Source organism: Thermoplasmata archaeon (assembly GCA_035632695.1).
GTDB lineage: Archaea > Thermoplasmatota > Thermoplasmata > RBG-16-68-12 > RBG-16-68-12 > RBG-16-68-12.
The window spans coordinates 1-12184 of the sequence record DASQGG010000041.1 but is presented as its reverse complement, the minus strand read 5'-3'; the positions used below and the strand labels follow the sequence as shown (position 1 = coordinate 12184).

Below are 12184 nucleotides of genomic sequence, written 5' to 3'. Positions count from 1 at the left end.
CGTGCCACGAGCGACATGGCGTGGGACTGGGACCTGGAGACGGACAGCATCTGGAGGAACGAGAACCTCCAGACCGTGTTCGGCTATTCGGCCGAAGACATGGAGCCCGTGGGGATCTGGTGGGAGTCCCGGATCCATCCCGAAGAGCGCGCCCGGGTCGTGAAGGACCTGCACGCGGCGATTGACCGCGGGGAGCGTTTCTGGAGCGCGGAGTATCGCTGGCGGCGCAAGGACGGGAGCTATGCGACGATCCTGGATCGCGGTTACGTGATCCGCAACGCGCGCGGGAAGCCCGTCCGGATGGTCGGCTCGACGATGGACATCACGAAGCGCCACCGGGAGGAGGCCATCCGCGAGGCGATCTACCGCATCTCGGAAGCCGCGGTCACCTCAAAGGACCTGCCCGACCTCTATCGGGAGGTCCACCGGATCGTGGGGCGGCTCATGCCGGCTCAGAACTTCTACATCGCCCTCTACGAGCCCGAGCGCGGCATGCTTAGCTTCCCCTACTTCGTCGACGAGGAGGAGACGCCGCCCGAGCCGTACAAGGCGGGGCGCGGTCTCACGGAGTACGTCCTCCGATCCGGGAAGCCCTTCTACGCGTCCAGGGAGGGGTACGAGAAGCTCGTCGCGAGCGGCGAGGTCGTGCGGATCGGACCCATGTCCATCGATTGGGTTGGGGTGCCCCTGATTGCGGACGGCAGGACGATCGGCGTCCTGGTCATCCAGACCTACACGGAGGGCGTCCGATACGGTGAGGAGGAGCGGGATGTCCTCAGCTTCGTTTCCGAGCAGATCGCCATGGCCATCGAGCGGAAGCGCTCGGAGGCCGCGCTCCGCGATGGCGTGAGTCGGTACCGCCTCCTGTTCGAGTCAAACCCGATTCCCATGTGGGTGTACGACCTCGAGACCCTCCGCTTCCTCGCCGTGAACGACATGGCCGTCGAGCACTACGGCTACTCGCGGGAGGAGTTCCTCGCCATGACCACCCGGGACATCCGGCGTCCCGAGGACGTCGCGGCGCTCATGGCCTCTGTCCGAGCCCCGCGCCAGGTGATCGAGCATTCGGGCGTGTGGACGCACCGCCGCAAGGATGGGAGCCTCATCGACGTGGAAATCACCTCGCACACCCTCACGTTTGCAGGACGGCCCGCCGTCCTTGTCCTCGCGAACGACATCACGAAGCGCAAGCACGACCAGGAGGCCCTCCAGGCTGCCGAAGCGAAGTTCCGGGGCCTCGTCGAGCAGTCCCTCATGGGGATTTACATCATCCAGGATGGACGGTTCGCCTACGCGAATCCGCGCTTGGCGGAGATCTTTGGCTTCACGCAGGCCGAGTTGGTCCCCTCCATGGGTCCCTTGGACGTCACCGCACCGGAGGACCGCGCACTGGTCGAGGAGAACATCCGCCGTCGGATCCAAGGCGAGACGCCGAGCGTCCACTACTCCTTCCACGGTCTCCGCAAAGACGGTTCGCGGATATCCGTCGAGGTGCAAGGAGGGCAGATGGACTTCGGCGGCAGGCCCGCGATCATCGGCTCGCTCCTCGACGTGACGGAGAAAGAGAGGGCGACCGGTGAACTGCTCCGGTCGGAGACGCGGTTCCGCACCCTGTTCGAGGCGGCGGCAGACGCCATCCTCCTGATCAGCCCGAAGGGGGTCATCCTCGACGCGAATCCAGCGGCCCTGGCGCTCGTGCAACTCGATCGCGATGGGATGTTCGGTCAGGCCCTTGGGCGCTACATCTTGAAGGAGGATTTCGAGCGGGCGAGCGAGTATGTGCGGGAGTGCTTCCGGGGGCACTCCCCGACGGATTCCTTCGAGGTCACAATGGTCCTCCCGACCGGCATCCGGAGGCTTCTCGCGGTCCGCTCCCGTCTGGTGTCCGAAGCCGGCGCAGAGCCCTACCTCGAGATGATGGTCCGCGACGTCACGGATCAGCGGGACATGCAGCGGCGGCTTCTCGCCAGCGAACGGCTCGCCTCCGTCGGCCAGATGGCCGCGTACATCGCGCACGAGATCAACACGCCGCTCGCGAACATCTCGCTCCTGGCCGCGGCGAGCAAGCGGCGGACGCAGGATTCCGAGGTGCGGGAACGCCTCGAGAAGATCGACGTCCAGCGGCGGCAGGCGGCCATGATCATCGCGGACTTGCTGAGCTTCACGAAGCACCGCGAGATCCAACCTGTGGAGGTCGACCTGCGCACACTCCTGGTCGCGGCGGTCGACCAAATTGAGCCCTATCGCTCGCCCGACGTGACCCTCGTGCAGGACGTCGGGGAGGTCCCCGTCCCCGCGTACGTGGACGCGCTACAGATGCAGGAGGTCATCGTGAACCTGCTCAAGAACGCGTTCGAGGCGACCGACCGCGGTTCCGTCACGCTCCGCTTGGAGTCCCGTCCCGGGTATCGGATCATCGTCGTCTCGGACACGGGCCACGGGATCCCGGAGAGCGTGCAGGGGCATCTCTTCCAACCCTTCGTGACCACGAAGCGTCACCAGGGCGGGACGGGCCTCGGGCTTGCCCTCTCGCGGAACATCGTCTCCGCGCATGGCGGCGAAATCCATTTCTCCTCGGTCCCCGGTCAAGGGACCACATTTACGGTCGTCCTGCCCCAGAAGGAGAATCCATGAAGATTCTCGTCGCGGACGACGACCCGACCCTGCGCTCCGAGCTCGCGGAGCTCCTCCGCGCCGACGGACACCAGGTTGACGCGGCGGCGGACGGCGGCGAGGCGCTCGAACGCCTCGAGGCGGAGCCTTTCGAGGTCGCCCTCCTCGACCTCGTCATGCCGCGTGCCACCGGCCTCGAGGTCCTGCACCGCCTCCAAGTCGTGCGGCCCGAGACCGCCGTCGTGATGATCACGGGCCACGGGTCCGTGGACGTCGCCGTCGAGGCGATGAAGGGAGGCGCCGTGGACTTCGTCGTGAAGCCGTTCGAGATCGAGTCCCTCCAGCGCGTGCTCCAGTCCATCGCGGACGAACGCCACGCTCGCGAGATGCTCAACCAACCCGCCCAAGGCCCGCAGGCCGTGCACACGATCCTCGAGGACGCGGCCCGACGGAAGGCTCTCCTCGCCGTGGTGGGCCCGGGGGCCACGGCGCCCCGGGGCGCGAGTCGCATCCTGCGGATCGACGAGGAGGCGAAGCCGCCGAACGTGTTCGCGCCTTCCCAGCTCTACCAGCTCAATGCCGCGATCGAGGAGCATGTGGCCCGGACCGTGACACCCGTCGTGTATGCCGCGGGTCTGAAGCCCGTCGAGGACCTCCACGGGCGGGCGGATCTGGAGGCGTGGGTGCGGCACGTGGGCGGGCGATGCGAGGCCAGGGGCGGGACCTTGGTCGTGCGCGACCTTCCGGCCGAGGTCCTCTCGGACCTCGAATCGGGCCTGGGCGTGAGCCGGGCGGAGCCGGGACTGCAGGGGATGCTGGAGTCCCTCGCGAACCCCATCCGAAGGGCCATCGTTTCCTTTGTCTTTTCCTCGGGCCCCGTGGCCTATTCGGCCATCCTGAAGATGAACTTCGTGGACTCGTCCTCCAAGCTGTCCTTCCACCTGCAGAAGCTCCAGGCGGACAGCCTCCTGACCAAGGCCGACGGGGGCTCCTACCTCCTGACCGAGGAAGGCCGCCAGGCCTGGCGGGTCGTGCGCGCCCTGGGGGACGAACGGCGACGGCCGGCGATCCTTTTCGACTCCCGCTGACCCGGGTTCCTGGGCCTGTCAACCACTCTCAACCAAGGCCTATAAAACCCCCCGGCCGCATCGAAGTCTGCGTGCAGGACGTGGTTGCTCTGCCCTTCACCGGGAAGGTCCCGAAGAGCCGGCTCCTGATCGTCGATGACGACGAGGGGATGCGGGAGAACCTTGCCGAGCTGTTCGAGTCCTTGGGCTACGCCGTGCGCACCGCGGCGAACACCCCGGAGGCCCTGGATCTCCTCGCGAGCGACGACGTGGATCTCCTTCTGACGGATTTCAAGATGCCCGGCCCCACGGGGGTCGAGCTCATTGATGCGGCCCGGAAGCGTCAGCCGGGTCTGAGGGCGATCCTGATGACCGCGTTCGGGGACAGCGCCACGGAGATCGAGAGCGTCCGCCACGGGGCCGCCGGATTCCTGAACAAGCCGTTCGAGGCGGACGAGATCGTGGCGTTCGTGGAGAAGGTCCTGGCGCTGCGGGGGCAGTGAACCGAATGGAACCGCTGGAACTCAGCCAGACCGTGATGGACCCGTACAGCGCCCGCATCCTGCTGGGCACCTGCGACGCCGCGGCCTCGGCGCTGGACCTGAGCCGCCGGTTCAGAATCCCGATCGCGGCCTGCTACCGTCGCATCCGCCAACTCGAGCGTATGGGCCTCGTGTACTGCGAGCGTGCCCTGCCCTCCCGCAACGGCAAGGGCCTCCAGCTCTTCCGATCACGGCTCAAGTCGGTCCGCGTGAGCCTCGAGGACGGTCGCCTCAAGGCGAGCATCGTGATCGACGACGGGCCGATTCCCCGGGCGTCGGAACAGACGTTGAATCTCATTGAGGTCGCCCGGAGCGGGTAGCCAGGGAATCTCTCCGTCGCGCACCCCGTTGGGCGCGTTCTCGATCCAGGACGTCCGCGGTGACGAATCCGCGGTCGAGGGCCCGCTCCCGCAGGGAGGCGTAGGCGAACTCGGCCAGGGGCTCCAGGTTTACCACGTCCTCGAGGTTGTAGGCGATGAGCCGGTCCAACGCGTCGTCGTCCCCGGCCTCGTACTCCGCCCAGAGGCGGACGGCGTCGAACCCGCCCATGCCGGCGGTCTCGTCGCTCCGCTCGATCCCCAGCCGCCGCTCGATCCGCTTCAGCCCTCCCCAGTACCCGAGGCGGTGCAGGGGGTGGACGAGGTCCAGGTGGATCTGGTCGAGCCGCATCCGTGGGAAGGCTCGCCGCAGGAACGGCACGTCGAAGCGGGAGCCGTTGAACGTGACGAGCAGGCGCGCCCGGTCCACCGCGCTCGGCAACTCCTCCAGATTCGTCCCCCGGACGAACGAGCGCTTCCGCCGACCGTCGTACACCCCAACCACGGTCAGGGCGTCCCGGCCGATGTCGAGCCCCGTGGTCTCGATGTCCAGGAATGCCACGGCGTCGCGGAACTCGGGCCAAGCCCGCCAGTGCTCCCGTGCGGGGAGCCTCAGGGCGAAGTAGCGATAGCGTCCCGCGCGGAGGGCCGCCTCGGACCGCGCGATCTCCTCGGCCAGCGTGCCGCGAAGATGGGGCGAGACCTGCATCATCCGGTCCGTGGCCACGTCGTCCCAGGAGGTGATGCCGGAGTGCCACAGTCGCTCCTCGGTTCGGTAGCCCACCCCGGGCACGTGGAGGAACGTCTGGCGGAGCATCGTGCCGGCGAGTCGAACGCCCGGGGATATCCCTTGCGGCGAGGTGCGCGAACCGCGCAAAACCCTTTACCGCGCGCCCCCATGGCCGCACGTGTTCGAGCTGAAGGGGCGGGACGGCCTCGGGCGGCTCGGCGTGCTCGAGACGCCCCACGGTCGCGTGTCGACGCCCGCGCTCCTCCCCGTCGTGAATCCGAACCGGCCCATCGTCCCGCCCGCGGAGCTCGCCTCCCGGTTCGGCGCGGAGATCCTGATCACGAACGCGTACATCCTCGGGAAGGGCTCCCTGCGGGAGACCGCCCTCGCGAAGGGGGTCCACGGCCTCCTCGGGTTCCCCCGCGCGGTGATGACGGACTCCGGGGCGTTTCAGTCCCACGTGTACGGGGACCTGGAGATCACGAACCCCGAGGTCGTCGAGTTCCAGCGGGCGATTGGCGCGGATCTGGGCACCGTGCTCGACGTGTTCTCGGAGCCGGAGCACGGCGCCGACCGGGCGGCGGCCGACGTCGACGAGACCCTGCGCCGCACGAAGGAGGCCACGGGGCTCAAGGGAGCACTCGGTTTGGTTGGCGCGGTCCAGGGTGGCCTTCACGAGGACCTCCGGGAGCGATGCGCCCGTGAGGTGTCTGCCCTGGACCTCGCGGTGGTCGCGATCGGCGGCGTTGTGCCCCTCCTGGAGAGCTACCGCTTCCGCGACTTGGCCCGCGTCATCGTGGCCTCGAAGAAGGGACTGGACCCTTCGAAGCCCGTCCATCTCTTCGGGGCAGGGCACCCTCTCGTGTTCCCGCTCGCGGCCCTCCTGGGCTGCGACCTGTTCGACTCCGCGGCCTACGCGAAGTACGCCCGGGACGGCCGCATGCTCTTTCCGGACGGCACCCGCCGCGCATCCGAGGTCACGGATAGCCCGTGCAGCTGTCCGGTGTGCACCGCCCAGCCGATGGCCCAGATCGCGAGGGACGAGCGCCTCCTGGCCGAGCACAACCTCCACGTGTCCTTCGCGGCGATCCGGGAAGTGCGGCGGGCCATCGCCGCGGGAGACCTCTGGGAGCTCGTGGAGCGCCGCTCCCGGGCGCACCCCGCCTTGCTTGACGCGATGCGCGAGCTGCGGCTGCACAACGAGTTCCTCGAGGAATCCGAGCCCGTTTCCCGTCCGGGCGCGATGTACTACGTGGGCCCCGAGACGGCCCATCGGCCGGTCCTTCACCGCTACCGCCGCCGGCTCGCGGAGCGGTACGCGCCACCTCCCGCGAAGGGTCTGCTCGCTCTTCCCGAAGGGAGCCGCCCGTACTCGGCCCGCTACCACGACGTCGTCGAACGATCGCTCGCAGCCGCGGACGTCCACCCCGTGGTCAAGTCCGTCTGGGGGCCCGTTCCCCTGGAGCTGGACCACGTGTGGCCGCTCTCCCAGTCCCTGATCCCCTACGCTTTGGAAGCCGAGGCACTCGAGGCCGCTGAGGTGTTCTTCCGGCAGTGGGCGGCCGGGGCCGGATACGCGTTCGGCGTCCTATGGGAGGGGGATGCGACCCTGGACGACCTCCGCGCCCGCGCGCCCGGGGCGCGGTCGCTGGATTGGAATCTCCTCCGCGTCCGGGCGACCGCGGATCTCCAGTTCGGCCGCGGCGCCTCGGACTCGCTGCTCCGCGGCCGCATCTCGCTCGTCGTGTCGAAGAATACGGGGAAGGTCCGCAACGTGTTCCTGGAGGGCGAGCACATCCTCTCCTTGCGGGCGGAGGACGGCTTCTTCACGCTCAAGGCGGCCGGAGCCCGGCGCCTCCATGCCGCGTTCTCGTCCCCAAGGCTCCGCGTCGTGGTGGAGTCCGATGCGGTGCCGTTCCTCCGGGAGGGCAAGAACGCGTTCGCGAAGTTCGTCAAGGACGCCGATCCGGGTCTGAGGCCGGGCGACGAGGTCCTCCTCGTCTCGCCCGACGACGAGCTGTGCGCGGTCGGGCAGGCCGCCATGACGCCGCGCGAGATGCGCTCGTTCAAGCGCGGCGTCGCCGCGTTCGTCCGCGAGGGCGTGCCGCCTCCACCGTCCGCTCGGCGACCGTGATGCAGGCCAGGTAGTCGTCCAAGGTGTGCAAAAGGGAAAGCGGTCCGTCCGCCGTGGCGGTCGCGGTGATCGTCGCTCCCTTCCTGTGCGTCCGGATGTAGCCTTCGTCGTCCAGGGACACGGACTTCGCAACGGCCTGGGCTTGCGCAGCGTCGGCATAGGTCAGCGTGAGGGAGGCTCGGGCCTTCATCGGATAGCCCCGGGCAGATTCGAACTGCCGTCGCGGGTTCCAAAGACCCGAATGCTTGACCGCTACACCACGGGGCTGCGGGCGTGCATTTCCTCGGGCGTATAAAGCCCATCCGTCACGACGTGTCCAAAGAGGTCCGTGGCCCTCGCCGCATCGATCCGCACGCGGACGAACTCCCCGATAGGCGCGGGCTCGTGGAGCACGACCTGGCGGTATTCCGCGGTCCGCGCGAGCCGCGTGTCCTCTTTGCCCATCTCCGTGACCAGCGCGTTCACCTCGTCCCCGACGAACGCCTGGTGGATCTCCCGCGCGATCGCGAACCGGAGCGAGGTGATCTTTCGCGACCGCTGCTTCACTCGCCACCCGACCACCTGCTCGGGCATGGCGGCCGCCGGCGTGCCGGGACGGGCCGAGAACCGGGTCACGTTCACGATGTCCGGGCGCACGCGCCGAACCAAGTCCATCGTTGACTCGAACTCCTCCTCGGTCTCCCCGGGGAACCCGAGGATGACGTCCGTGGAGAGGGTGAGCCGGGGGAACGCCTCACGGAACCCATCGACGATCGTCTCGAAATCCGCGACCGTGTACTCGCGCCGCATGCGCTCCAGAACGCGATCGTCCCCGCTCTGGACCGGGAGGTGGAGGAACTTGAACACCTTCTCCGAGCCGTACGCATCAAGGAGGGGTTCGAGGACGGGCAGGATGGTCAGGGGATCCGCCATGCCGATGCGCACGCGAAACTCTCCCGGGATCGTATCGATCGCGTACACGAGTTCGGCCAGGTTCGAACCTGTGTCGCGGCCATAGGCTCCCGTATCCTGGCCCGTAAGTTTGATCTCCTTGGAGCCGCGCTCCACGTGGCGGCGGACCTGCTCCACCACGGTCTCCACGGGATACGATTTCACCGCGCCGCGGGCCACCCGTGTGATGCAGTACGTGCAGCGGCCCGCGCAGCCTTGGGCGATCGGCACGATGGCGTCCTGCCACCCGAACCCCAGCGCCTCCGTTTCCGCGGCACGGTCGCCGCACGCGGTGCCCGCACCGAGCAGCTCGACGATTTGCGGCCACTTCCGCGGCGGCAGGAGTTGGGCGCGAGGCACGATCGCCCGCACCCGGTCCCGCTGGGCCGCAGCCATGCATCCCGCGACGACGAGCGGCTTGTCCCGCGCCGCGAGCTCCTTCATCCGGCGCACCATCTTCCGTTCCGTGGCCTCCACGACCGTGCAGGTCACGAGGACGTGCGCGTCCGCCTGGTCCTCCGAGGCGGTCAGGACGTGTCCGTTCGAGGCCAAGGCCTCTTGCATGAGCCGCGCCTCGCCGTAGTTCTGGGTGCAGCCGTAGGCCTCCACGTAGACCTTCACGGACCCCGCCCAAGGACGCGGGACTATTTTTCCCCTTCTGCCTCCGTACACAACCCTTATCCGCGCGTCGGATGTTCCCGTCGCATCATGACCTACCAGGGTCAACCGGAGGAGATGCCCCCGCCCCCGCCGCCGCGCCCCGCGGCCGGGGAACTGCGGGATCGGGCCCGGGCCGCGAAGCTTCGGCACAAGGCGGCCAAGGCCAAGCTCAAAGCGCACACGCTCAAGGAGCGGGCCTCGCGCCTCGAGGACCGAGCGAATTCGTGGGAAGACCGCGCGGACGAGCTGGACGGGGTCACGCGCGCGCCGCAGGGGCCGCCGCTCCCGCCGGACGAGTGACGCGCGGTTCGTGCGACGGCACGGCGAGGTTGGGCCGGAGGGCGTAGCCCCGGGCTGCAATCTCGTTCACATACTGCGTCTCAAGGAACAACGACAGCACCGGGCTGTCCGTCTTCGTGAGCTTGCACATGCCCCATCCCGGGGAATCCATGGCCGGACGGGCCCTTCAACCTTTGTCAACCGCGAAGGTTCATTTCCGACGGGCTTCTCTCGCCGCGCATGCCTCGCCGACGAGACCCGAACTGGGCTGCCATCGAGCCGCACCTCGCGGGCTACATCGATTCCCTCGCGAACCGGGGGGACGACGCGTTGCGCTCGGTTGAGGATGAAGGCCTCCGAGACGACTGGCCGATCGTCGGCGCGGCCGAGGGGAGCTTCCTTCACCTCCTTGCGAAAGCGGTCGGCGCGCGTCGCATCCTTGAGCTCGGTACGGCCATCGGCTACTCGGGCACGTGGTTCGCGCGCGCCCTCCCGCCCGGAGGCGAGCTGATCACCGTCGAGGCGGACCCGGAGACCGCGAAGACCGCGGAGGCGAACCTGGTCCGCACGGGCGTGAGGGACCGCGTGACGATCCTCGTGGGACCTGCGCAGGAGATCCTGGAGGATCTGGAGGGCCCCTTCGACCTGATCTTCGTGGACATCAACAAGGACGGCTACCCGGACGTCCTGGAACCGTGCATCGCGCGCCTCCGGGTCGGCGGCCTCCTGGTCACGGACAACGTGCTCTGGCACGGTTCCGTTGCCGATCCCAAGGACCGCTCCAAGGATACCGCGGCGATCCGCCTCTACAACGAGCGCCTCGCGAAGGATCCGCGGATGCTCGCGACGATCCTTCCGGAACGGGACGGGGTCTCCGTCGCCTTGAAGCTCCGCGCGTGACGCGGCGAGGATTCATATTTCTCCGACCCACTCCCCGCCTCCGTGGCCCGCAAGCGACCCCGCGAGCATCTCTTCGTCGAAACGGACGGACAGGTGTACCTCGTATCCGAACGGGGCAAGCTCCGCTTCCCGCGGAAGGGAGAGATTCTGGGATTCCCCATCCTCCGCGGGCCGCGGATGGACTTTCCGGACGCGGTCGTCCACAAGGTGAAGCCCGTCCTGGACCACCATCCCGAGGAGTGGTATCCGCGGGACGAGCTGTTCGACCGGGACGACGTGGACGGGCTCGTGAAGCGCGCGATCTACGCGACGATGATCCGGTGCGTGTCCGAGGTGGTCCTGTCCAAGGGTGCCCGCGTGCTCCTGGTCAAGGCGGTCCGCGGATTCTCCAAGGGACATTGGAACCTCCCCGGGGGCTTCATGGACTACGGCGAGGGACCCGAGGCGGGCGTGCTCCGAGAGGCGGAGGAGGAGACGGGCGTTCCGATCGTCCTGGACGGCCTCCTCAATGTGTATACCTCCGGTTTCCCCGGGAAGCCCTCGTTCACGCTGGGCTTTGTCTACCGGGGCCATGCGACCTCGGAGCGCTTCCATGTGAAAGCCGACGAGATCGAGCGGGCGGACTGGTTCACGGTCGACAAGGCGCTCACGCTGACCCGGAACCCGTTCGCGAAGTGGGGGCTCGTGGACTTCTTCCTCCAGTCCCCCGAGGCGAAGCGCGCCCTCCATGTCAAGCGCCACGGCCTCTGGGATGGCACCTCGCACGAGGTGCGGCCCACGGTCTTCCTGGACCGCGACGGGGTGATCAACCGCGGCCGCAAGGGCTACGTCCGTACGCCCGACGCGTTCGAGTTCCTTCCTGGGGCCATCGACGGGATGCGGCGGCTCCAGGAGGCGGGATGGCGCATCGTCGTGGTAACGAACCAGGACATGATGGGCTGGAAGCTCGTCCCTGAGAAACAGCTCGCGCGAATCCACGGACGGATGCTCAAGGAGCTTAGGGACGCCGGCGTGACGGTCGCAGAGGTCTACTACTGCCCCCACCATGTGCTCTCGGATTGCGCGTGCCGCAAGCCGCGCCCGGGCATGCTTCTCGCCGCGGCGCGGGACCTCGGCGTGAACCCGCGGGAGGCCTGGATGGTGGGCGACAAGGTCCTCGACGTAGAGCTTGGGCGAGCTTTCGGGTGCTGGACGGCGTGGGTCGGCCCTAAGGAATGGCGGGCCCGCTTCCGCGAGGAGATTCGCCCGTGGCACCCGGACATCGTGGCCGGCGGGCTCAAGGAGGCGGCGGAGAGCATCATTGCCACCCGGCGGTCCGTCCGCTCTCCTCGCCGGTGACCGGCTCGGCCGCCGCCTATTCGGCAGATGCCCGAGAGGCCCCCGTTCCCTTCTTCGGTATCTCCCCTGACTTGATTCGAGACCACGCGACGTACGCAGCGGCCGCGAGAAGGACGGTCGGGAACACGTCCAGAAGCCGGAGGTTGACGAGCTGCAGATCCAGGGCGAGGAGGGGCGTCAGATCCGGCGGCGACCCGGACGCAGCCGCCAGCGCCGGACCGAGCCGTCCCATGACGAAGAGATAGATGGCGACGTCCATGCCCACCGAAACGGCATAAGACGCGAGGACGAGGATTCTGCCCGACGTGCTCAGCAGTTCCCACAGGAAGAGTACGCTGGCTAGGCCGGAGATCAGGCCGATGACAATGGCGCCTACGAGAAGGTTGCTGAACGCGTTCGTGACCGCGGCCTGTATCTGCGACGGCGACGCCAGGATGGCCGTTCCGATGGAGGCGAACACACCCAGAGTCAGGAGGAAACCCCCTACGAACCCGACCAGGAAGAGGACGATCGCGAGGACCACGTTTCGCGCGTGCCGGGCTCCGAATGCCTTGCGGCCCAGGATGACGAGGATCGCTCCCGCCAGAGACAATAGGCTGCCGACGATTCCGATGACCGGGACCAAGGCCACCAGGACACCAATCGCAAGAAGCACGACTCCCGTCCGGGTCCGG

General features: G+C 68.1%; 13 protein-coding genes and 1 tRNA gene. 8 read left to right on the top strand and 6 right to left on the bottom strand.

From position 1 onward, the window contains the following. The 4 genes from VEY12_03445 to VEY12_03430 form a co-directional block, all read left to right on the top strand. Positions 1-2634, top strand: a 2634-nt coding sequence (locus VEY12_03445; GenBank protein HYM39188.1) for a PAS domain S-box protein, incomplete at its 5' end; no start/stop codon positions are given. Beyond that, positions 2631-3701, top strand: a complete 1071-nt coding sequence (locus VEY12_03440) for a response regulator (protein HYM39187.1) — start codon at positions 2631-2633, stop codon at positions 3699-3701. The genes VEY12_03445 and VEY12_03440, both read left to right, overlap by 4 nt. 71 nt (positions 3702-3772) lie before the next feature. Beyond that, positions 3773-4183 carry a response regulator gene (locus VEY12_03435; GenBank protein HYM39186.1) on the top strand — a complete coding sequence of 137 codons (411 nt, stop codon included), beginning with the start codon at positions 3773-3775 and terminating at the stop codon, positions 4181-4183. Positions 4184-4188: 5 nt separating this feature from the next. Further along, on the top strand, positions 4189-4542 hold the full coding sequence (locus tag VEY12_03430; protein HYM39185.1) for a helix-turn-helix domain-containing protein: 354 nt from the start codon (positions 4189-4191) through the stop codon (positions 4540-4542). On the opposite strand, the gene VEY12_03425 is transcribed toward VEY12_03430, so the two are convergent. Then, positions 4517-5356: a ribonuclease H-like domain-containing protein gene (locus tag VEY12_03425; GenBank protein ID HYM39184.1), complete on the bottom strand. Its 840-nt coding sequence runs from the start codon at positions 5354-5356 to the stop codon at positions 4517-4519. The two genes, VEY12_03430 and VEY12_03425, sit on opposite strands and share 26 nt — an antisense overlap. A 91-nt stretch (positions 5357-5447) precedes the next feature. Between VEY12_03425 and tgtA the strand changes: the two genes are divergently transcribed. Continuing rightward, positions 5448-7403 carry a tRNA guanosine(15) transglycosylase TgtA gene (tgtA, locus tag VEY12_03420; GenBank protein ID HYM39183.1) on the top strand — a complete coding sequence of 652 codons (1956 nt, stop codon included), beginning with the start codon at positions 5448-5450 and terminating at the stop codon, positions 7401-7403. Here the strand turns inward: tgtA and VEY12_03415 are convergent. The 3 genes from VEY12_03415 to VEY12_03405 all read right to left on the bottom strand — a co-directional run bounded on the left by VEY12_03415 (position 7336) and on the right by VEY12_03405 (position 8954). Further along, entirely contained in the window at positions 7336-7593 is a 258-nt protein-coding gene (locus tag VEY12_03415) for a KEOPS complex subunit Pcc1 (GenBank protein ID HYM39182.1), read from the bottom strand. The genes tgtA and VEY12_03415 overlap by 68 nt on opposite strands. A gap of 4 nt (positions 7594-7597) precedes the next feature. Then, a tRNA-Gln gene (locus tag VEY12_03410) sits at positions 7598-7670 on the bottom strand. Further along, the gene (locus VEY12_03405; protein ID HYM39181.1) at positions 7656-8954 is read right to left on the bottom strand and encodes a tRNA (N(6)-L-threonylcarbamoyladenosine(37)-C(2))-methylthiotransferase; all 1299 of its coding nucleotides are present in this window, start codon (positions 8952-8954) and stop codon (positions 7656-7658) included. Before VEY12_03405 ends, VEY12_03410 begins: the two co-directional genes overlap by 15 nt. Before the next feature lie 87 nt (positions 8955-9041). Here VEY12_03405 and VEY12_03400 point away from each other — a divergent pair, with 87 nt between their 5' ends. Further along, positions 9042-9293 (top strand): hypothetical protein, encoded by a 252-nt coding sequence (locus tag VEY12_03400; GenBank protein ID HYM39180.1) that lies wholly within the window; start codon positions 9042-9044, stop codon positions 9291-9293. On the opposite strand, the gene VEY12_03395 is transcribed toward VEY12_03400, so the two are convergent. Continuing rightward, positions 9250-9444, bottom strand: a complete 195-nt coding sequence (locus tag VEY12_03395; protein ID HYM39179.1) for a hypothetical protein — start codon at positions 9442-9444, stop codon at positions 9250-9252. The genes VEY12_03400 and VEY12_03395 overlap by 44 nt on opposite strands. Before the next feature lie 68 nt (positions 9445-9512). Here VEY12_03395 and VEY12_03390 point away from each other — a divergent pair, with 68 nt between their 5' ends. Together VEY12_03390 and VEY12_03385 are read left to right on the top strand one after the other, a co-directional pair. Beyond that, complete coding sequence (locus tag VEY12_03390; protein HYM39178.1) at positions 9513-10172, top strand: O-methyltransferase; 660 nt, start codon at positions 9513-9515, stop codon at positions 10170-10172. Positions 10173-10214: 42 nt separating this feature from the next. Further along, positions 10215-11510, top strand: a complete 1296-nt coding sequence (locus tag VEY12_03385; GenBank protein HYM39177.1) for an HAD-IIIA family hydrolase — start codon at positions 10215-10217, stop codon at positions 11508-11510. A gap of 16 nt (positions 11511-11526) precedes the next feature. Here the strand turns inward: VEY12_03385 and VEY12_03380 are convergent. Beyond that, the coding region (locus VEY12_03380) for a hypothetical protein (protein HYM39176.1) at positions 11527-12184 on the bottom strand (658 nt) is incomplete at its 5' end.